Annotated in this window: 23 protein-coding genes and 2 pseudogenes; 3 read left to right on the top strand and 22 right to left on the bottom strand. The window is 66.8% G+C overall.

The window, feature by feature from the left end:
- The first annotated feature begins 599 nt into the window (after positions 1 to 599).
- Together ABIE45_RS28155 and ABIE45_RS28160 are read left to right on the top strand one after the other, a co-directional pair.
- Positions 600 to 1,778 (top strand): zinc-dependent alcohol dehydrogenase, encoded by a 1,179-nt coding sequence (locus ABIE45_RS28155; RefSeq protein ID WP_192710973.1) that lies wholly within the window; start codon positions 600 to 602, stop codon positions 1,776 to 1,778.
- Positions 1,779 to 1,854: 76 nt separating this feature from the next.
- On the top strand, positions 1,855 to 2,322 hold the full coding sequence (locus tag ABIE45_RS28160) for a regulator (protein ID WP_192710957.1): 468 nt from the start codon (positions 1,855 to 1,857) through the stop codon (positions 2,320 to 2,322).
- Positions 2,323 to 2,807: 485 nt separating this feature from the next.
- On the opposite strand, the gene ABIE45_RS28165 is transcribed toward ABIE45_RS28160, so the two are convergent.
- The 20 genes and pseudogenes from ABIE45_RS28165 to ABIE45_RS28260 form a co-directional block, all read right to left on the bottom strand.
- Entirely contained in the window at positions 2,808 to 3,092 is a 285-nt protein-coding gene (locus ABIE45_RS28165) for a hypothetical protein (protein ID WP_192710956.1), read from the bottom strand.
- Positions 3,093 to 3,144: 52 nt separating this feature from the next.
- Positions 3,145 to 3,498 (bottom strand): hypothetical protein, encoded by a 354-nt coding sequence (locus tag ABIE45_RS28170; protein ID WP_192710972.1) that lies wholly within the window; start codon positions 3,496 to 3,498, stop codon positions 3,145 to 3,147.
- Positions 3,499 to 3,798: 300 nt separating this feature from the next.
- Positions 3,799 to 5,082 (bottom strand): cation:proton antiporter, encoded by a 1,284-nt coding sequence (locus ABIE45_RS28175; RefSeq protein WP_192710955.1) that lies wholly within the window; start codon positions 5,080 to 5,082, stop codon positions 3,799 to 3,801.
- Positions 5,083 to 5,235: 153 nt separating this feature from the next.
- Positions 5,236 to 5,613 carry an acyl-CoA thioesterase gene (locus ABIE45_RS28180; RefSeq protein ID WP_192710954.1) on the bottom strand — a complete coding sequence of 126 codons (378 nt, stop codon included), beginning with the start codon at positions 5,611 to 5,613 and terminating at the stop codon, positions 5,236 to 5,238.
- A gap of 61 nt (positions 5,614 to 5,674) precedes the next feature.
- A pseudogene (gene tal / locus ABIE45_RS28185) lies at positions 5,675 to 6,889 on the bottom strand (transaldolase).
- A gap of 97 nt (positions 6,890 to 6,986) precedes the next feature.
- Positions 6,987 to 7,238: a hypothetical protein gene (locus tag ABIE45_RS28190; RefSeq protein ID WP_373622754.1), complete on the bottom strand. Its 252-nt coding sequence runs from the start codon at positions 7,236 to 7,238 to the stop codon at positions 6,987 to 6,989.
- 418 nt (positions 7,239 to 7,656) lie between these two features.
- A complete protein-coding gene (locus tag ABIE45_RS28195; protein WP_192710952.1) occupies positions 7,657 to 8,829 on the bottom strand; it encodes a chromosome partitioning protein ParA in 1,173 nt (390 codons plus the stop codon).
- A 30-nt stretch (positions 8,830 to 8,859) separates the two neighbouring features.
- A complete protein-coding gene (locus tag ABIE45_RS28200; protein WP_243987712.1) occupies positions 8,860 to 9,162 on the bottom strand; it encodes a hypothetical protein in 303 nt (100 codons plus the stop codon).
- Positions 9,163 to 9,244: 82 nt separating this feature from the next.
- On the bottom strand, positions 9,245 to 9,607 hold the full coding sequence (locus ABIE45_RS28205; RefSeq protein WP_192710951.1) for a CsbD family protein: 363 nt from the start codon (positions 9,605 to 9,607) through the stop codon (positions 9,245 to 9,247).
- A 74-nt stretch (positions 9,608 to 9,681) separates the two neighbouring features.
- Positions 9,682 to 9,879, bottom strand: coding sequence for a hypothetical protein (locus ABIE45_RS28210; RefSeq protein WP_192710950.1), 198 nt, complete (start codon positions 9,877 to 9,879; stop codon positions 9,682 to 9,684).
- Between the two features lie 97 nt (positions 9,880 to 9,976).
- Positions 9,977 to 10,477 carry a YidB family protein gene (locus tag ABIE45_RS28215; RefSeq protein WP_192710949.1) on the bottom strand — a complete coding sequence of 167 codons (501 nt, stop codon included), beginning with the start codon at positions 10,475 to 10,477 and terminating at the stop codon, positions 9,977 to 9,979.
- 40 nt (positions 10,478 to 10,517) lie between these two features.
- A complete protein-coding gene (locus tag ABIE45_RS28220) occupies positions 10,518 to 10,817 on the bottom strand; it encodes a hypothetical protein (RefSeq protein ID WP_192710948.1) in 300 nt (99 codons plus the stop codon).
- A gap of 51 nt (positions 10,818 to 10,868) precedes the next feature.
- The gene (locus tag ABIE45_RS28225; RefSeq protein ID WP_192710947.1) at positions 10,869 to 11,171 is read right to left on the bottom strand and encodes a hypothetical protein; all 303 of its coding nucleotides are present in this window, start codon (positions 11,169 to 11,171) and stop codon (positions 10,869 to 10,871) included.
- A 51-nt stretch (positions 11,172 to 11,222) separates the two neighbouring features.
- On the bottom strand, positions 11,223 to 12,146 hold the full coding sequence (locus ABIE45_RS28230; protein ID WP_192710946.1) for a YsnF/AvaK domain-containing protein: 924 nt from the start codon (positions 12,144 to 12,146) through the stop codon (positions 11,223 to 11,225).
- The gene (locus tag ABIE45_RS28235; RefSeq protein WP_192710945.1) at positions 12,143 to 12,649 is read right to left on the bottom strand and encodes a DUF2382 domain-containing protein; all 507 of its coding nucleotides are present in this window, start codon (positions 12,647 to 12,649) and stop codon (positions 12,143 to 12,145) included. Before ABIE45_RS28235 ends, ABIE45_RS28230 begins: the two co-directional genes overlap by 4 nt.
- Positions 12,646 to 13,632: a PhnA-like protein gene (locus ABIE45_RS28240; protein ID WP_192710944.1), complete on the bottom strand. Its 987-nt coding sequence runs from the start codon at positions 13,630 to 13,632 to the stop codon at positions 12,646 to 12,648. The genes ABIE45_RS28235 and ABIE45_RS28240 overlap by 4 nt, the downstream gene beginning before the upstream one ends.
- Positions 13,633 to 13,681: 49 nt before the next feature.
- Positions 13,682 to 13,942, bottom strand: a complete 261-nt coding sequence (locus tag ABIE45_RS28245; protein WP_192710943.1) for a GlsB/YeaQ/YmgE family stress response membrane protein — start codon at positions 13,940 to 13,942, stop codon at positions 13,682 to 13,684.
- Positions 13,943 to 14,032: 90 nt separating this feature from the next.
- Positions 14,033 to 14,212 carry a hypothetical protein gene (locus tag ABIE45_RS28250; RefSeq protein ID WP_192710942.1) on the bottom strand — a complete coding sequence of 60 codons (180 nt, stop codon included), beginning with the start codon at positions 14,210 to 14,212 and terminating at the stop codon, positions 14,033 to 14,035.
- A 128-nt stretch (positions 14,213 to 14,340) separates the two neighbouring features.
- Entirely contained in the window at positions 14,341 to 15,831 is a 1,491-nt protein-coding gene (locus tag ABIE45_RS28255) for a PAS domain S-box protein (RefSeq protein WP_192710970.1), read from the bottom strand.
- Positions 15,832 to 16,125: 294 nt separating this feature from the next.
- A pseudogene (locus ABIE45_RS28260) lies at positions 16,126 to 16,605 on the bottom strand (transposase); the annotation flags it as partial.
- A 332-nt stretch (positions 16,606 to 16,937) separates the two neighbouring features.
- Between ABIE45_RS28260 and ABIE45_RS28265 the strand changes: the two are divergent.
- The gene (locus ABIE45_RS28265; protein ID WP_192710941.1) at positions 16,938 to 17,954 is read left to right on the top strand and encodes an ABC transporter substrate-binding protein; all 1,017 of its coding nucleotides are present in this window, start codon (positions 16,938 to 16,940) and stop codon (positions 17,952 to 17,954) included.
- Positions 17,955 to 18,238: 284 nt separating this feature from the next.
- Here the strand turns inward: ABIE45_RS28265 and ABIE45_RS28270 are convergent, their stop codons facing one another.
- Positions 18,239 to 19,012: an SDR family NAD(P)-dependent oxidoreductase gene (locus ABIE45_RS28270; protein ID WP_192710940.1), complete on the bottom strand. Its 774-nt coding sequence runs from the start codon at positions 19,010 to 19,012 to the stop codon at positions 18,239 to 18,241.
- 127 nt (positions 19,013 to 19,139) lie between these two features.
- Complete coding sequence (locus ABIE45_RS28275; RefSeq protein WP_192710939.1) at positions 19,140 to 20,003, bottom strand: NAD(P)H-binding protein; 864 nt, start codon at positions 20,001 to 20,003, stop codon at positions 19,140 to 19,142.
- Positions 20,004 to 20,093: the final 90 nt, after the last annotated feature.

The raw sequence follows: 20,093 nt of genomic DNA on the forward strand, positions 1-20,093 counted from the left end.
ATCATCGGAGGCATCTGCTTTCGACCCCGAGCCGAAGTTGCTGGAGGGCTGACGAACGGCTGCTTTGAAGAAGCGCCAACGGCGCTCCGAACGACCGGGTTGGGTCGGAGGCGGAACGTCCGCTTCAGGAAGAGGGGTTAGGGTCCACTTCCCACCCATCTGGGACATTCGGACGAGCGGGGCGTCGCGGCAGATGCTGGCCGTAAGCGGAATGGCTGCTTCGGAGTTTAGGCAGTAGGTAACCGGACCTCGACCCCGCGGCTTTGAGCGTTCGGTTAGACGCAAACGGCACCTCTCCGGTCGGTCAAGCTACCTTGCTTATGGCAACGCCGAACTCGCCGTGAACCCGGCGATCAAGATCACCAACATCATCGCCCCACTGCTACTCGTCGTAGTGGTGGCTGGTGGGTGACCGGGCGTGGACCGAGCAAAGCCTCCACGCCGGCCTACTTGCTGCAGCATCACTCCCCGTTCGAGGCAACCTAATTCCGGGGGCGGAGGATCATCCGTGCTTCCGAAGCGATTGATCCTGGACTGGCGTCGACCGGTGGAAGGCTCTTCCATCCAGTGGTTCGGCGCCACTGGAGAGAATGACACGCATGAAGGCGCTGACTTGGCAAAGCAGGGGCAAGATCTCCTGCGAGACCGTTCCCGACCCGAAGATCGAACATGGCCGTGACGTCATCATTAAGGTGACTGCCTGCGCGATCTGCGGATCCGACCTCCACCTCATGGGCGGGTTCATGCCGACGATGGAGTGTGGCGACGTCCTTGGGCACGAGACGATGGGCGAGGTCATCGAGGTCGGGCGCGACAACCGGAAGCTCAAGGTCGGCGACCGCATCGTGGTGCCCTTCACCATCTGCTGCGGCGAGTGCCGGCAGTGCAAGTGGGGCAACTGGAGTTGCTGCGAGCGCACCAACCCGAACGGCAAGCTCCAAGCCGAGACCTACGGCTACCCCCTGGCCGGCCTGTTCGGCTTCTCGCACATCACCGGGGGGCTCGCCGGCGGCCAGGCCGAGTACCTGCGGGTGCCCTACGCCGACGTCGGCCCCATCGTGGTCCCCGAGGGTCTCAGTGACGAGCAGGTTCTGTTCCTCAGCGACATCTTCCCGACGGCCTACCAGGCCGCCGAGCACTGCGACATCGGCCCGGAGGACACCGTCGCCATCTGGGGCTGCGGCCCGGTCGGCGTGCTCGCGGTGAAGTGCTGCCTGATGCTGGGCGCAAAGCGCGTCATCGCCATCGACAGCGTCCCCGAGCGCCTCGCCCTGGCCCGCGAGGCCGGCGCCGAGACCATCGACCTGTCGACCGAGAACGTCCAAGACACGCTGATGGAGATGACCCATGGCCTGGGTCCGGATTCGGTCATCGAGGCGGTCGGCATGGAGTCGCACGGGGCCGACACCACCCTCCAGAAGGTGTCCTCCGCCATCATGGAGCACACCGTCAGCCTGGAGCGTCCCTTCGCCCTGAACCAGGCAATCCTGGCCTGCCGTCCGGGCGGAAACGTCTCGATGCCGGGCGTCTTCGCGGGGCCGGTCGGTCCCGTCGCCCTCGGCGTCCTGATGAACAAGGGCCTGACCCTGAAGACCGGCCAGACCCACATGGTCCGATACATGAAGCCGCTGATGGAGCGCATCCAGAACGGCGACATCGACCCGTCCTTCATCATCAGCCACCGCTCCACCAACCTGGAGGATGGCCCGGCGCTGTACGACATGTTCCGGGACAAGAAGGACAACTGCACCAAGGTCGTGTTCAAGCCGCACGGCTGAACACCCCCGACGGGGCCGGAGCACGTGCGCCAAGCACATCCGGCCCCAGACAACAATAATAAATGGGAGACAGCCGATGCCGAACTATGCTTTCGATGAGGGAAACATCACCTGGCGGACGCTGGACTGGCTCCCGCACATCGCGTTCTTCGTCTACAAGGTCGACGAGGAGAACCGCATCGTCGACGTCGTGTTCAAGTTCGCGGCCAACCAGAAGGTGATGCTCCATCGGCACAAGTGCCCCTACGTCACCCTGGTGATGCAGGGCGAGCTTCGGTTCTACCGCGAGAACGGGGAGATGAAGGAGGTCCGTCCGACCGGAAGCTACGTCTCCGGTGCTGCCAACGGCGAGCCTCACATGGAGGGCGGCGATGAGGACGCCATCGTGTTTTTTAGCAACCGCAACATCGAGGACGCGCTCTATGAGTTCCTCGACGACAGCGGAAACCCGGTGCAGGTCCTCGGCATCGTGGACTTCAAGGCACAACTCGCCGAGCAGGTATCCTCCGGGACCTATGCCAGGGTCGAGGGAAGACCCGCCTGAGCGACTAAAACCGCTCTCCGGGCGCTGGATCGCACGTGCGAGACTCCTATCGCGCTGAGCTTATAGGAAGGCCAACTGCAGGCGAGGCCCTACGCCTGCCTGCGTTGGTCGTTGAACGGCGGCTGCACGTACTGCGTGGACGGGGTCTGCATCCTGAGACGCGGATCGGAGGCGTCGGTCTTAGGGCTGCCCTGTCGCACCGATTTCCAACGTAAGAGCGTGTTCAACGCGCTCCTCGCGCGATGGTGTCCGAGAGCGTCGGAGGTCAGCCTCGGATCTTCCGGTGCCTGCGGCCATACGGATGCTCCCGAGGCTTCCTGCCGACCCCCGGCGGCCGTTACGCCTGGAGGCCCTCAGGTCGTAGGTCCGCCGTCGCCGAGATCCCGATGTCGGACCTGGCTGGATCTGCCCGTCCGGTTCAGAGTGCACGGCGCCGGCTTGACGGCGGTGCGTCGGGATCAAGACCGCCACGGAAGCCTGGCGGATCACCTGTGGGCTTCAAGCGAGGCCACCGCGTCGCCGTTCCAGACGATGCCGAACCCGGCATCCGCGACGGCCTCGGTGGCGACCGCCTTCCAGTCCGAGAGCGGGCGGTCTTCCGCCCGGGCGAAGACGCGCTCGCAGATCTGGCTGACGCTGCCGACCGAGGCGGCGCCGCGCTCGGCCCAGTGCCGGTTCAGGGGGATCAGGGCGGCATCGTAAAGCCGTGCCCGCTCGTTCATGGCTAGAAGATCCAGCCGCATGTCATCGATCTCGGCAGGTCCGATCATGTCCGGGCTTCCCTATGCTGGTGTCGGCAGGTCCATGCGTCTGAACGCGTGCCTATGGCAGGGCGCCGATCATGCCCTTGGCCTCGGTCATCGTGTTCTCGCAGGCGCGCTGGTCTCCACGCCGGTCCTCCTCGCCCGCCCGCAGGATCAGGGTCCGCGCGCCGACGACATGGTCGGCCGTCGAGACCGTAGCGGGGTCGCTGGGCGTGTCTTTGCGGGCGGCGGTCACCCCGCGCGGCGAGCCCGTCCGCAACGAGTGCCCGGCCTGCAGGCCAGCGACCTGCACCGCACCTGCACTGTCGAGGCGGCGCTCGATGGTGCCGATCTGCTCGGCGCAGGAGGACGCCAGGGCCGGAAGCGGCGAGATTGTGAGGCCGAGGGTTGCCAGGAGGGGTGCGAAGCGCATCGGGGTGCTTTCGGTGGGTGGCAGCATCGCAGTTGCGCTCGACGAGCGATTAACTCGATGCCGTCCCTCACGCGGCACTGCGAGGGTAGCGTCGGTACAACGGCGAAGAACGCGTGTTGTTGCACTGCAATATCAGACGCGGGACTAGATTGCGTTTTGGCATGGCGCCGAGCCGGACGACCCGTCGGCGAGCCCGGTTCGCTGTCGACTGGTTCACCCGGTCCATCGGCGTTCGGCAGTATGCCGTTGATCGACCATTAATGAGGGGGGCACGAGGAAACGGCCTTTTGCCACGCGCGGTCAGGCCGTGGGACGGGGAAGGGTCAGGTCCAGCTGGGCGCTTTCCGTGTCCCGTCCCATCCTGCGGTCGAGGGCGCGCAGCACCGGCGTAACCGTGACGCCGTGTAGGAGGATGGAGATCAGGACGGTGAGGCCGGCCGTCGACCACAGAAGATCCGTTCCCTCGAAGGACGCGTGACCCGTCGCGAACGCCAAGTAGTAGACCGTCCCCAGCCCGCGGATGCCGAAGAAGCTGACGACGGCACGGTCCTCCGTGGACCGACCGCTACCGATTAGGCCGATCCAGCAGCTAAGGGGCCGGACGATCAGGAGGGCGACCAGCGCGAAGGCGACGGCGGGCCAAGTTAGGTCGTTTAGCAGTCCCCCGCCGATGAGCACCGCCCCGAACCCGACGAGCAGAACCATCATCAGGAGACGTTCGAGCTCCTCGGCGTAGTCATGCATCTTGCGATGGTAGTCATGCCCGCGGCTGGAAGAGCGCAGCGCGACGGCCGACGCGAACACGCCAACGAAGCCGTAGCCGTCGACGACCTGGACGCATCCGTAGGCGATGCAGGTCACGCCGAGCGCCACGAAGCCGTCGCCGGTGCGGGAGAGCTTCGACAGGTTGGGCAGGTGGAACATCAGCCATCCCAGCGCCCGCCCTATCGCCGCCCCGAGGATGGCGCCGACGGCGATCTTCCAGACCACGTCGACGGCAAACCAGTGAGACCACGAAAGACCGGTCAGGCCGCCGGTACCAGCCAGAGCGATGGCGAAGTTCACGAACGGGAAGGCGAGACCGTCATTGAGACCCGCCTCGGAGGTCAGGGCGAACCGCGGCTCGTCCTCGTGGTCCTCGTCGGGGTGGCCGACCTGGACATCGGATGCCAGAACCGGGTCCGTCGGGGCCAGGGACGACCCTAGGAGAAGGGCCGAGGCAAGACCGAGCCCGAGAAGGGCCGACCCCAGCGCGGTCAGCGCGAGAATGGTCAGGGGCATGCCGATGCCGAGGAGGCGCCACGTCACCGACCAGCTCCGCCAACCAAAGAGGCGGTCGATCTTGAGGCCGGCCCCCATCAGCGAGATCACGACCACGGCCTCGGTGGCATGCTCGATGAGCTTGGCATGGGAGCCGGGATGGGGCGTGAGCTCACCGATGGCGGGGATGACCGACAGGGCTGCGCCGATCCCGACGCAACAGATGGGAAGCGACAGGGGCAGAGCCCGAAGCACCATCGGCAACCAAGCCGTCAGAAGCACCAGGACACCGAACCCGGCGACGACGACGACATAGGTTTCCATGTGGACTCAAGCGATTTCGGAAACCTCGGTTCAATGAATCGAAACATCCGCGACGATGGCGACGGGTCCGTGCCGGCCGAGCCGGTCGGACAAGTCCGATGGAATGCCCACGGACCGTGGATGTCGCCATGTCCAGTTCCACCGGTCCCCCTCCTACTTCCGTGGCTTTCCATCGTCGTCCAGGGCGACGTAGGTGAAGACCCCTTCGGTGACCTTCTCAGGATCGCCGCCTGTCCTATCCCTGACCCAGACCTCGACCTTCACGCCCAACGACGTCTCGCCGACCTGCTGCAGGGCGCAGTAGCAACTCACCTCGTCGCCGACCACAATCGGCCGTAGGAAGCGCATCGCGTCGATGCTGACGGTCGCGACGCGTCCCCTGGTGCGCTGGGCAGCGAAGGTTCCGCCCGCCAGGTCCATCTGGGACACCGTCCAGCCGCCGAAGATGGCGCCGGCCGCGTTGGTGTCGCGTGGCATGGCGATGGTGCGCAGGTGTGGGCCATCGGAGACGTTCGGGACCGTGTCGCTCATATCGTATGCCTCGCCCCTAGTTTCGGTCGGGTCGAAAAACGGACAATCGGCGTGGAAAAGTTCATGTCCGAGCGCCGTTCCCTGATCGCACCGGGGCCGCCGCGGCCGGGGCACCCTTCGGAGCGTCCTGGCCGGATGGGGGGCAGACCGCCCCCGCCGGCATGACGCAGGCGCCGGCCCGTTCGAGTTGTCCGGTGACCGAGGCGATGAGCTCGTCCCAGCTCGCCTCGAACGAGGCTACGGCCTTGGCCTCCAGGGTGGTGGCGACGTCCGCCATGTCGATGCCGAGCCGCTCCAGTTCGTCGAGGATGGCCTGGGCCGCGCCGGCGGGCGCATGGATCGTGTCCAGCCGGATACGGCCATGGTCCGCCACAGCACGAAGCGTCGGCTGCGCCATGGTGTTGACCGTCTCGGGCCCGGCGAGCTCGACGACGTAACGGGTGTCGTCGAGGGCCTTGTCCTTCACCCCGGTGGATGCCCACAAAAGGCGTTGGGGCAGTGCTCCCTTCAGGGCGTGCCAGCGCGCGGAGGCGACGCTGTCCTCCCACACCCCGTACGCGAGGCGGGCGTTGGCGATGGCCGCCTGGCCACGGACGCGGTCGCGTTCGACCGCATTGCCTGCCCCCTCCGCCAGCCGGCGGTCCACCTCGATGTCGACGCGGCTGAGGAAGAACGAGGCGACGCTCTCCACCCCAGCGAGGCTTTCGCCGGCGGCCGCCCGACGTTCGAGTCCCATGAGGAACGCGTCGAGCACCGCCTCGTAGCGAGCCACCGAGAAAATCAGGGTCACGTTGACCGAGATGCCCTCCGCCAGGCAGGTCGAGATGGCGGGCAGCCCGGCATCTGTCGCGGGGATCTTGATGTAGAGGTTCGGTCTGTCGACCAGCCACTACAGGCCGCGCGCCTCGGCCACAGTGCGCTCGGTATCGCCCGAGATGCGCGGATCGACCTCGATGGATACCCGGCCGTCGCGGCCGCCGGTACGGTCGTAGACCGGACGGAGGACGTCGCAGGCGGTCCGGACGTCCCAGGCGGTCAGCAGCCGAACCGTCTCGCCGATGGCGGTCCCACGCAGCGCCAGGTCGCGCACGTGGCCGTCGTAGCCCTCGCCGGCCCCGATGGCCTTGGCGAAAATGGTCGGGTTGGTGGTGATGCCGATGACACCATCGCGCTCGACCGCTTCCGCAAGGGCGCCGGACTCGATCATGGGCCGGCTGAGGTCATCCAACCAAATGGCGACGCCGGCCGCTGCGAGGTCATGGAGGGGATCGGTCATCAGTTCTTTCCGTCAGGGCGGATGGGTGGGAGCCGTCCCCCGTGGGCCGGCGTCGGCCGTGCCGACGAACCCCCGTGGGTGACCGTCGGGTGCCGGTTCAGCCGCCGACGTCACCGTGGAAGGTCGCGAAGGACGACAGCACCTTCTCGGCGATGGCGTCGTCGACCACGACGGAAACCCTGACCTTGCCGGCCAGCGCGGGTTCGCCCTCATTCCCGGCCTTCAGGTGCCCGTCCTCGACATCCGCCCGCGCCGCCTCGGTCCCAGCCGTGTTCTCGTCCGAGGCAGGGCCGACCTGGACCGCATTCCGATCAAGGCCGTGATCCTGCACGATGTGCTCGACGGCCATCTCCGCATCCCGGCGGGATTTGAAATCGGCTGAGATCGTCCTGGACATGTCGCCTCCGGTTTATTGTCGATGGGTCCGGAAGGACCTCGAAAGAACATTCGGGATCGACTTCCATCGTCTTGGGCAAAGGGCCGGCGCGCGGGACCGTTCCGGCGGCGAACCGTGAATACGGACGCGAGGGTGGAATTCACAATGCAATCCGAAGCTGCATTGACCACCGCGGTTCAGATCGCAGCAAGCACCCACCCTGGGCGTCTGTGACGCCCCGTCCGGAAATCCGCCGGTCAGAGCGCTTCTTCCCTATCCCGCCGATCTGCAGCCCCCTGTCCGTTCCCTGCCCGGCGAAAAAACGGGCCCAGCCTCAGATGAGGCTGGGCTCATCCTGGTTCAGCCCCCTTCGACCCCCGTCCCGCGGGATTCATTCGGACTTGGGAGCGATGGCAGGCGCTTGCGGCTGGGATGGGCCGGGATGCACCGTCATGGCAGGAGGCTGGTCCGATAGCTGCTGACGTGCTTCGGCGAGCTTAGCCTGGGCCGCGGCAAGCTCCTGACGGGTCGTTCCCAGTCGGTCCTCAAGGGCAGCCATCTCCTTGTTGCGGGAGGCCAGCGTCTCGGTCAGGGTCGCCAACTGCGCCTGGGCGTCGGCCTGCCGCTTCTGCAGCGCCTCCACCGCCGAGGTCGCGCCGTCGCGGTCGGAAGCCAGCTTCTGGACAGCCTGCTCAGCCTGGCTCCGTTCCGAGATCACACTGTCCCGCTCGGACTGCGCCTTGGCGAGTTCCTTCTGCGTCGAAGCCAACCCATTCTTGGCTTGCTGCACCTGCTGGCCAGCCTGCGAGACGTCGCTCGCCAGCTTTTCACGATTGGCGGTCAGACCGTCGACGGCCCGCTCCAGTTCGGCCTTCTGCCTCGTCGCCTGCTCAGTCGCGGCGCGGGCATCGGCCAGCTCCTTCTGAGCGGCAGCCGAGCCCTCGCGCGCCTTCTGCTGGCTCTCCTCGGCCTTGGCGAGGTCGGCAGTCTTGGCGGTCGCCTCCTGGGACATGGCGGCGATATCGGACCGCAGCTTTGCCTCCTGCTGGCGCGTCTCCTCCAGCCGGCGCCCAACGTCGGACAGTTCCTTGGTCCTGGCGGTCGCCGCCTGCTCGGCTGCCGTGGTGGCCTCCTTCATAGGGGCGAGCTTCTGCTCAGCCTGGGTGACCTGGGCCTGCAGCCCGGTGAGCTTGGTCGTCTCGGCCTCGGCGGTGGCCTTGGCCTCGCCGGCCTTGCGCTCGGCCTCCTTCTGTTCCGTCGCCAGGCTCGCCGCCTTCGTCTTGGCCTGTTCTCCGGCCAGAGTGATATCCCGCTCCTGCTGCTGGGCCGATGCGATCCTCGCCTGGAGCCCGTCGAGGGTACCCGCCGCCGCCCGCTGCTGATCGAGGTCCGATTGCAGGGAGACCTGCCGCGTCTCCAGGTCCTGGATGCGATGGTCCCGGGCGGTCCTCTGCCGTGCGCCCGCAATGGAGGCAACGACGAGCCAGACCAGGAGCACCACCGCCACGACGGCGAGGCTGAACGGAAGGGGCCTGCGAAGTTCGGAACGGTAGTCGATGGCCATGGCGTTCTCGCGGGCGTTGGAGGGAACGGATCAGATCGACGAGGCAGCCTCGCCAGGCGTCGGTTCGGCACCGGCGGCCCCCGGCTCGGGGGTGGAAACACTCGATGCGAGACCGCCATGTCCCGCCCCGACCAGGGAGCCGATCATGACGAGGAGAGCGCGGTGCTCGGGGGATCCGTTCGCCGAGGCGAGGAAATCCGCGATCTCGATGCGTGACGGCCTCCCGCCGGATGGCCCGTTCGGTTCATGGAAGACGTACACGTCGGCAGGGTCGCCGCCGCGGCATAGGTACCAGCGGTCGTCGTTCGACCCGTCATGGATCAGCGTGCGCATGGGTGGCATCGGAGGGTCCGCCATGTCTTGTCCCCGTCCGAGGACCGCTCTCGTCGGAAGCGTAGCCGTGGGCGACGACCGTTCAGCGACGGCCGTGAACGACCATCGCGAGCAGGTACCCGATGGCTCCGGCCATGGCCGCCAGCACCAGCGGGGACTCCTTCGCATACTGTGCGATGGCATCGCCACCCTGCCGGTAGGCACGCTCGGCCTCGGGGAAGGCGTCGCGGCTCCGGTTGATCGCCTTGTCGGCGAGGTCGCTCGCCTGTCCGGCAACGTCGCGCACGGCGTCCTTGGCCTGTCCGACGAGGTTCTCGGCGGCACCCTTGACCTCGTTAGCCGTACCCTTGGCCTGGGTCTCCCGGTCGCCCGTGACGTCGCCGACGGCGCCCTGAACCTTGCCGCCGAGTTCCTTCTCGGCGCCGGTGATGCGGTTCTCGTCCACTGGTCAATCTCCGTTTGGTTCAAAGTTGAACCGGCCCGAAGCAAAACACGCTTCGAGCCGATGCGAGGCGCTGACTAATTCTTCGACGCGGCCTTCCTGGGTCGCGCCTTGATCGAGCTTTGGTTGGCCTTCTTCGCCCGGTCGTCGGCCTTCGAAGGGTGCTTGACGGCCTTCTTCTCGTTGCCGTCGTCGAGGTGGCGAGCGGCCTTCTGGTGTGACTTGGCCGCCGCCTCGTGGTGTTCGGCGGCCTTGGCGTGCGCGCTTCCGGACATCTGTCCCTCCCGTGACGGGGATTTACGTGCCCCGGTGCAAACGTGTGGCCGGTCGGTTCTGCGGCTTCGATACCAGCGGGATCGACCGGGTGGCTTCTCAGGCGGGCATGCCAGCGACCGCGGACGGAAGCCTGCCGTCGGGGGTGTAGCGGTCCACCGCGGACGGCAGTTCGCGCGAGAGCCTGGACAGAAGGTCGTCGTGCGAGAGGCCGGTCTGCCTCGACAGCGTATCGAGGACGTCAGGACCGATGGCCGATCTCAAAAGATCGGGCTTCATCTCGGCGTTCGGCCCGTGGTTAACCCAGGAGTCGGCCGCCTCGCCGTGGCCGTTCTCGCGAAAGCGGTCAACGAGTTGGCCAAGGCCGCCGCTGAGCAGGACACCGGCACCAGCACCCCCAAGGGCGCCTCCGAGATTACCGAGCAGGCCGCCGAGACCATCCTGTCCCGCGATCCCGCCCTGTCCGGCGGGCGTACCTGCGGTTGCGGGACCACCGTGGCCAGATCCGCCGAGCATCTCTTGGATCTTGTCCCGGTTCTGGAAGCCCGCCACGGCCAACAGACCGAGCAGCGCGGTCATCGAGGGAAAGCCGTCACTCATCGGGTGTCTCCGTTCCGTTTCGATGAAGCCTTTGGGCCGATCAGCAATCGTCGTCGCCGGGCTTCACGACCTTGCCCTCGGGCGGCTTGGCCTCGTTGGTGGCGGGCGTCGCGTTCGAGCCGACGTTGTTCATCGCGCCGACCGTCCCGGGGGATTCTGCCTTGGCACCGGGCGAGACCTTCGCGGTCGTGTCACCGTCGACCTTCGAGGAAGCGTCGGCCGAGCCCACCTGGCCGGTGCTGTTCGTGGTCGTTCCGACCGCACATGGCTTGGCCGAGGCGATGCCGGCGCCAAGGAGCGTTATCGCCGCCGCTACGGACATGGTGTTGAGGATCTTCATGGGGTTTCCTTCGGGTTGGGATGGAACGCGGACCGGGCAGGCGAGCGACCGCTACCGCGAGGGGGCGGACTGTTCGGAGGCTGTCACGACGTAGTCGGCAATGGCCGCCCGGCAGCCAGGCGAGACCTCCCGGGCGTTCTTGCGGAAGCAGGCGACGACCTCGGGTCCGTTCAGGTCGAGGCCGTTGCAGAAACGGGCGTAGTCGGCCGAACAGAACGGCTTCAGCGATGCCCTTGAACCGGTCTTCTCAAGAGCCTGCGCGCCGAGCGGGACGCATGACGATGCGAGGGCCGCGAATACGACGAGGTGGCGGAGCTTGGTCACGGCGACGGGGCTTTCGCGATAGGTGGACATGGAATCGTACGGAGCCGGGACCGGCTCGAACCGGTCCCGGACTTGAGCGCTTCAGAGCGGCTTGCGCGGGGTGGTTTCCGTGGAGGTGCCGGTACGGCTGACCGTCCCGCGACCGTCCTCGACCTCGACCTCGGTGTGGCGGACCTTGTCGGTCACGGTCTCCACCCGCTGGGCCGCATCCTTGCGGATGCCGACCTCACCAACGACGCGGGCGTTCTTCGACACCACCGCCTGCTCGCGCATCTCCGTCGCCTCGATGACCTTGTCCTCGAACAGCGCCATGTCGCCCGGGGTGACGGCGCGGTCGACGACGCGACGGTCGACGTTCACCGTCTCGTCGTGGAGGGTGACGTTCTCGCTGACATCCTTCTCGACGGCGTAGGACCGAACCCGGACCCGGCCGGCATCGACCATGCGCTTGCCGACGTTGAGGCGCTCCTCGACCACGGGGATGTAATCGGTGCCTGTGGCGGTACCGTGGGCGGCGACGGCCTCGGACGGTGCGGCGGCGTGCAGGCCGGTGTCGCGGGTCGTGGCGGCGTGGTCGGACGACATCGCACCCTCACCTAGCGCTGCGGCGGCAACCGGCGCGGTCCCGGTGGTGGAACCGGTCGCACGACCGTCCCAGCCTTCCTTGCGCCAGGCAGCCTCGCGCTCGTCGAGATCGACCGAACCGTGCTCCTCCAGGATATCGGAGGCGACGTGGACGTGCGCGTCGTCAACCTCGGCGCTCAGCATCGTGCCGCCGCGGTGCAGGCCCTCGCCGTAGGCGTGACGGTCCTCCTCCGGCATGAAGAAGTCCTTGATCGATCCCCACATGCCTTCGTCGGCCTTGGTCGCGGTTCCGGCCGCGCCGGCCTGGGTGCCGGAGATGAGCTTGATGGCACCGGCGGGAATGCCGAGGCCGACGAGCTTGCCCTGGGCGGCGACCGCCTCGGGATGAGTGTCGTACATGGCGGTGATGGTCTGGGTCATGTTGTCGGCTCCTGTGATGGGTGCGTGGCGGCCTGTTCCGTGACGTGCCCCTCGGGGGACACGCGTTCGATCACGGCGTGCTGCCTGCGCAGCGTCACCGGCATCTCGACGTCCTCGCCCGCCGTGGTCCGGCGGATGTGCACCTCCTCCTTCAGGACGAGGCGCTTCTCGACGACGAGGATCTCTTCCAGCACCGGGATGATGGTCACCCCAGCCTCCGTCCTGACCACCGGGGGTGCCTCGCCCTCGGCGAGGGTCCGGTTGATGGGCACCCGGGTCACCCCGACCATGTCGCTGCGCAGGGTCTCGCGCAGAACCTGGTCGACGGCGTCGGTTCGCGTGCTGACACGGACCCGTTCGGTCTCCACCGCACGCTTCTCGATGCGCGCGGTCTCCTCGATCAGCGAGAGGATCGCCTCCTCGCCGATGGCGACCTCCGCCGCGGTACCGAAGGGCGTCCCGAGCCCGTGGGGCTCGGTCGCGGCGCGGTCGCCGACGCTCATGCCCGGCGCGGCGTCAGGGTATTCGGGGCGGTGCGGGTGACGGTCGGATCGACGGCCGAACCACGGCCGGCGAAGAAGGATGCGAGCGCCCCGAAGATCAGCGCGAGGGCTCCGAACAGCGCGCCCTGGGAGACACGGCGCGCGGTGGCGTCAGCAATCTGCTTGGACTGCTCCTTGGCCGAGGTGACGGTCTCCTTGAACTGCTGAATGTACTGCGCGACCTGGGTCCGGGCCTGCTCGACCGAGATGTTCTGCGCCTTGGAAAGGGCCACGGCGGCCTTCTCCTGGGCAGCGGCCTGCTGTGCTCCGTCACCTGAGACGGCGGCGCGCATGGCAGTCACCGCGGTGTCCTTCAGCGCGGCCGGATCGGACCCGGCGCCGTTGCGGACATTGGCCTCGATGTTCGAGAACGGGTCGGTGACCTTGGTCAGCGACGGGGCGGCCGCCTGCGCCAGGGTCGAGGCGGAGCCGCCCATCGCGTTGCCGACCCCGCCGATGGCCGAGGAGGCGGTGCCGAGGGCGCCGCTGACGATGCCGCTGGCAGCCGACGACAGCATGTACAGCACCACGAGCGTCGAGACCGCCCAGGCGAGGAGGCCGTGATAGCCCGCCGTCGAGGTCGACGGCTTGCCGGACAGGCGTCCGGCGAAGTAGCCGCCGGCTACGGCCGCCAGCACGCCGGAGACGACGAACCACAGGCCGGCACCGATGCCGAGCGAACTCGCCGCCGGGCTGCCGTCGCCCATCGGATCGACCGTCGAGAGGCCGATGCCGAGCCCCAGCATATTCAGGATGACCTGCGAGATCAGCGCGACCGTGGCTCCGGCGAGGACCGCACCCCAAGAGACGGAATGCAACATCATCGTGCGCATGTCCTCGGCCGGAGTGACCATGGTGGTCTGCGGCAGGTCGCGGTCGACGACGGTGCGATCCGTGATCGGACGACTGGGGGATACGGGGGTGGGCTCGGTAACGGTGGCCATGGTGGTATTCCTGAGTTGTGAGGTCGGTAAGCTGGACGGGCGCGGTGGGTCAGACGACCCGGCGGCGGCCCATGACGATGTGGTAGAGCCACAGCACGATCACGGCGCCGACGATGGCGACGAGCAGGCTGTAGAGGTTGACCCCCGACACGCCGGGCTCGCCGAACTGGTTGAACAGGAACCCGCCGACGACCGCGCCGACGACGCCGAGCAGGATGTCGACGAGCAGGCCCTGGCCGGTGTTGTTGACGATCTTGCTGCCGATGAAGCCGGCGATCAGGCCGAGGACGATCCAGGCGAGGAGGGACATGACGGGCTCCGGTTTTCGGCGTGCGGAAGGGTCCCGACGCAGGGCCTGCGCGGGCTGGAGCATGGGTCTCGATGGCCTACGGGGCCGGGGCTAGGTGCGCGCGGGGCGCCGGGGTCGGGTTGGCTTGTCCGTGGTGTGCCGCGCTTCAATCGTAGCGATCTCGATCGTGGCCTCCGCCTCGACCTTGGTGTCCCCGAAGATCATGCCGATGGCCTGCTTGATCAGGGCACGGGCGTGATCGCTCGACAGAACCTTGCGGCTCTTGCCCATTCGCGGCACCTCTCTGTCCGGCTTAGCCGTCGTCGAGATGCCCGGAACGAGCAGAGCTACACTCACCGAATACTTCTATCGAAGCAATGTTCCGCCGATTTACATAAAAGTATTTCAGCTTAGGCCGCTTAGTGTTTTCGACCTGGTTTTCGCGTTGTATTTTTGCCGTAATGCTCAAATGGTGTTTTCTCGCCTATGCCGCGTTCCCTGGCCCAGACGACCACGGCGCTTCGTCGGTTGACGCCGATCTTGCGGTAAAGGCTGGCGACGTGGTTGCGCACGGTGCTCAGCGAGACGCCGAGCGCCTTGGAGATCTCCTCGTCCGTGTCGCCGCGGCAAATGCCCTCCAGCATGTCACCCTCGCGGGTCGTGAGCTTCTCAGCCACCGCCTGCGGCTTGCCCGGCCTGGGCGGGTTGCGCAGCAAGGCGAGCTTCTCGATCACGCCGTGGCTGAACCACGACGCGTCAGCCATGACGGATTCGATGGCCGAGATGAGTTCGGTCTCGGTCCGCTTTCGGGACGAGATGTCCTGCACGGCACAGAGGAGGCCCTCGCCGCCGCCGACGGTGACCTTCTCGGCGGAGACGAGGCAGTCGAGGACGTCGCCGTCGCGCGTGCGCAGGCGCCCCTCGAAGGCGCGCACCCTGCCGTAGCGCTGGAGTTCCCGTTTGAAGCGCGTCCGCTCCGCCTCCTCCACCCAGGGCATCGCGGAAGCGCTTTCGGCATCGCCGAAGGTGGAGGCGTAGGCGTCGTTGACGCTGGTCGGCAGGTCGGTGGCCGAGCTGAGGAGGACCGTCGGGATCGGGCTGAGCTCGAACGCCTTAACGAAGCGCTCCTCGCTGAGACGGAGCTCGGCCTCCGCCTTCCGCCGGTCCTCCAGGTCGGCGAACGTGAACAGCATGCAGCGTTCGCCGCCCGGCATCTCGATGGGATGGCCGGCGACGATGACGTATTTCTCGGCATCGGACGGGACCGAAAGGCACGCCTCCCGCTGCCTGATGGTCGTGCCGGCATGGAGGTGCTCGACCGCGGAGGCGCGATGCTCGCCCTGTCCGAGAAGGTCGACTTCGGTGAATGTCCGGCCGATGACCTGATCGCGTACGTATCCGGTGAGCTCGACGAAACCCTGGTTGACCTTGACGTAGCGCAGGTCGGAGAGCCGGCAGACCACGGCCGGGGCCGGGTTCGCCCGGAACATGCACTCGAACCGCTCCTCCGCCTCGTAAAGGTCGCTGGCGTCCTGCATCAGAAGCGCGAGGCCGGTCGGTGCACCGGCATCGTTCGTCGTGACCAGTCCCCGCATCCGATGTGTCCATATCCTCGCGGGATCCCGGAAATTGTGGACCTCGACCACTGCGTCGCGAAACGCCTCGCCGGCCAGGATGCGCTCGACCGGATGCTGCAGGGGGCCGACCTCGCGGTGGTTGCGGTAGCGCAGGACGAAGTTGGCCCGGTACTCGGCGACAGTGACTCCGAGGTCGCCGATCTCGGCGACTCCATGCATCGCGAGGGCGGCGTCGTTGGCGTAGGCGATGGTGTGATCCGGCTCGATCAGGATCACGCCCTCGGCGAGGCCGGCGACGACCTGTGCCAGTTGCCGCTGCTCGAACTGGGTCATTGATGGCTCGGCTCGTTCGAAGGGCATCAGTGGCCGCCTCGCAACCACGCATGGGTGCCAACGTCTCAAACGATGGGTCGGGCAGTACCCCGGACATTGCCGGCCGACATCCTTGCCTTCGTCGGGAAGGTCGTCGCCTCGGCCTGACACGCGTTTCCGGACTTGGACACCCCTGTGATCCGACCCTCGGCTCTCGACCACTTCGGGCTCGGGCATGACGAACGGCCTGACCGCATCCGCCAGGTCCGATAGGAAGAATCCGCCCTTCCGAATGACCCGGTCGGCTTTCCGGGCCAGGCGTCGGTGGTCGTCGGCGGTGTACTCGGACGCCAGAGCGACGATGGCGCGGGTCAGCCCATCCTCGTCGGCCAGCACGGTCGGCACAGAGCGTTGCGTGCCCCGATGCTGGCCGAGGATCCGGCAGGCGTGACGTTCCGAGAGGCCCTACTTCTCTCGGATGCCAGCCACCGCCTGCCGGCGTCGTTCGGGGGCTATAAGTTTTCCCGAGGCGACGTCCGCCAGCACCTACTTTTCCAAAGACAGGTCCAACACGAGCCGCCGCAACCGAGCGTTCTCGCGCTCGAGCTCCTTCATCTTCCGCGCCTGATCGACTTGGAGCCCGTCGTACTCCTTGCGCGAGCGGTAGTAGCTCTGCTCGGAGATCTCCGCCTCCTTGCACGCCAGGGCCAAGCTCTTGCCCTGGGCCGTCTGCACCTCAATCTGGCGCAACTTAAGCACGACCTGCTCCGCACTCGTCTTCTGTCCTCGCCCCATGTCCAAGTCCTCCGGTCCTGGCCGATCCTCTCAATCAGCCCGGTCCAAAGCCAGCCGGTCAGGTTAATCCGGCATCTTCATCTCAGAGCGGAAAGCACGCTTCCACGCCGCGGCCAAAACTGAACATTATGGCCTCAACTCATTTGAGTCGTTGGCATGGGGTAATCGCTTCGTCGGAAGTGAGGCAACAACGAGCTTAATCTGCATTCCCACATCAGTGGGCGACTTGACGAGATTGAGGATGCCCACGAACATCAAAACTGCATCGTACCTTGGCATAACTTCTTGCCTTTGCCCCGTGCCGATGAGGTGATCGGATGCATCGAACGTGCATGTCCCAAGAGCGGGAGAACGGTCGCGACGGGAGCAGGCGCTGGGCCATCCTGACATTGCTCAGCATGGCGCCGCTAGTTGCGACAAACGCGTCGTCTCAGACGCGGACCGTTCGAAAAATTGGCGTTCTCTGGCACGCGGCGACCCCTGAAGACGAAGCGATCTACGCCGCGCCACTGAGGAAGGGCTTTTCGGATTTGGGTTACGTCGAGAACCGCGATTTCCAGCTAATCGAAACTTATGCAGCAGAAAGATACGAGCGGTTCACTGCCAACGCGAGATTGTTGTTGGATCGAACGGTCGATGTCATCATAGCGGTGACCGGACCTGCGGCAGCGGCTGCCCAGAGTGTTACCTCTACCACGCCGATTGTCTTTCTGGTCGTGCCCGATCCGGTCGGCCGCAAATTCGCGCAAAGTCTTTCACGCCCCGGCGGAAATCTCACAGGGCTATCGACTGTCGCCATTGATCTCAGTTCAAAGCGTCTTGACCAATTGAAAGTCGCGGTACCGGGTCTGTCACGCATCAGCTTGTTTGTGAACGCTAAGGACGTGCCGACCAGCCGCTCGGTCGAAGCGCAGACTCGGTCTGCCGCAGCCAAGCTAAACATCGATGTTGAGGTCGATCAAATCAACGCACCGGATGAACTTGATGGCGCATTCTCCAGCGTTCGGCGGCGTGGGATACCGGCTGTGATGCTCATGCAAGATCCCCTGTTCTTCAACGAGCGCCAGCAAGTCGCCAAGCTCGGTCTCTTCAACCGCGTCGCCACGATGGTGGCGAACGGAATTATGGTCCAGGACGGATGTCTGATGTCCTACGGCCCGAACTTCCCGGCGCAGTTTCGACGGGCCGCAGCCTTCGTCGACAAGATCCTTAAGGGCCAACGCCCAGCCGATATACCTATAGAAGAACCCGCGCGACTTGAACTCGTAGTGAACATGAGGACAGCCGATGCACTCGGACTGACCATCCCTGCCGCCCTACTAACGCAGGCGAACGAGATAATCGAGTAAGACCATCCTCACTAATGTTTGTATCTGCTTTCAGCGAACTTTGGTAATCGCGATCGAGGGCTGCAGGCGGCGGAAATCAACCTCGAGCGGCCATGCCGCTCTCGACCCAACCCAGTCGCCTGGGTCGCCGTGGGCACGTCCCATAAGCAGTCATTCGTAGGCCGTCCGGCAACTTCGGCTCGGGGTGGTGAACGGAAGTTGCCTTGACGCCTGGGGCCGGACCTTCGGCTCTACGCGTTACGAGCCTCGAAGCCGAGACTGGGTCGGCCGGTTCAAGCCGCCACTCACGCCGGCAGGGTGATGCCTGAGAGCTCCTCGCAGGCGGCGAGCAGTGCCTCTTGCACAGTCCGGTCGCGCGAGGCCGGGTCCGGCTCGCGCTGGCGAAGGTGGTAGAAGTAGCCGCCGGTGACCCGCGCCGCCGCGTCGTCACTCGCCGCGAGCCACGCCTGCGTGCGGTGAGCTTGGTCCATGTCGTCGGGCGCGCCCGGACCGCCCACGCGCGTCGGCACCCAGCCCGGTTCGAGCGCGTTCGACAGCACGCCCGGCCAGCGCCGCGCGACCGCGAAGGCCAGCACCGTGTCGTAGAGCTTGCTCTCGGCGTAGGCCTGTGCGCCGGCCCAGGGCCGCTTGGTCCAGGTCAGGTCGTCCAGAGCCGGGCGCACGCCGTGGTGCATGCCGGAGGAGAGGTAGACGAGGCGCCGCGGCCGCTCGATCAGCGCGGTTAGCACGTAGGGCGCCAGCACGTTGATCGCGAAGACGTGCGGAAGACCGTCTGCCGTCTCGATCCGCTTCGGCTCGCGATAGCCGATGCCGACGTTGTGGATGACGGCGTCGAAGTGGCCGAGTCGGTTAGCCCCGTCCGCGACCGCGCGCATGCCGGCGAGCGTCGCAACGTTGCCTTCGACGACCGCTTTCGCCTCGGGCAATCCGCGGCGCGCGTCCTCTGCGCGTGCCGCGTTGCGGGCGTGGAGCACGACCTCGTGCCCCTGTTCGGCCAGGAGCCGGCCGGCCATGAGCCCGAGCCCCTCGGACGAACCGGTGATGAGGACGCACGACATCGGTGTTCTCCGGATGACGTCGGGCCGTTCCATCGGCCCTGGTGCGGACGGGGCGGCGCCTGACGCGATCAGCGCGCGCCGGGTCTGGAAGGTCGTTCTCGAAGCCATAAGCGTCAGACCGAAAGGTTCAACCGCGCTCGACGATGTGGCGCAGCACCGCCTCGAAGGCGACCGTGCCGGTGCGATGCTCGGCACCCTCATGCGCGAAGTCGATCCAGCCCTCGTTGAAGCCGTCGAGCATGGCGATGCGCGCTTCCGGATGCCGCATGCCCTCGGCGCGGAAACGTGCCTCCCAGCCCTCGCGCTCGACCGCGAGCGCCTCGACAGGTCGCCCGAGCGCGGCGGCGAAGCCCGCAGCCTCGTCGTTCGGGCTGTACTTGCGGGGCCCCGACAGCTCGACGATGCGGGTCCCGGTCCAGTCCTCGCGTAGGAGATCGGCGGCCGTCCGTCCGACGTCGTGCGTGCTCACCATCTCGATGGCGCGGTCGAGGGGCTGAAGGTAGCTCGCGATGCGGCCCTCGCGCGCCGCAGGTAGGTCCCAGGCGGCGTTCTCCATGAACCACGCCGCCCGCAGCAGCGCGACGGGGAGGCCCGTGTCGGCGAGCGCCGTCTCGAAGAACCCCGCCCAGTTCAGCAGGTTGAACGCTGTGGCCTGGGCGCCGACCGTCGAGAGTAGCACGACCCGGCCTGGCCCTGCCTCGGCGACCGCCCGCGCGGCCGCCGCGGCGGCGCGGCGGCTGTCCGTGAGATCAGGCGCCGGATCGTAGTTCGGCGGGTTCATCAGGAAGACACCCGCCGCGCCCGCGAAGGCGATTGCGAGCGCCTGGGCGTCCGTGGCGTCGGGCACGACTGCGACCGCGCATCCGCGTGCCTTCCAGGCCGCGCCCTTGTCCGCGTCGCGCACGACCGCCCGCACCGGCAACCCGGCATCCAACAGCGTCCCGGTGACGGCCCCACCGACCTTCCCGGTGCTCCCCGTGACGACGAACATGCTTGACCTCACCTGTTCGGCGACCGGTGCTCGGCCGCCGCGATGCCAAGGTGGCCCGAACGCCATCTGTGCGTTAGTGGCGTGTCGCGC

The sequence above is a fragment of the Methylobacterium sp. OAE515 genome, assembly GCF_041806315.1.
GTDB classification, from domain to species: domain Bacteria; phylum Pseudomonadota; class Alphaproteobacteria; order Rhizobiales; family Beijerinckiaceae; genus Methylobacterium; species Methylobacterium tardum.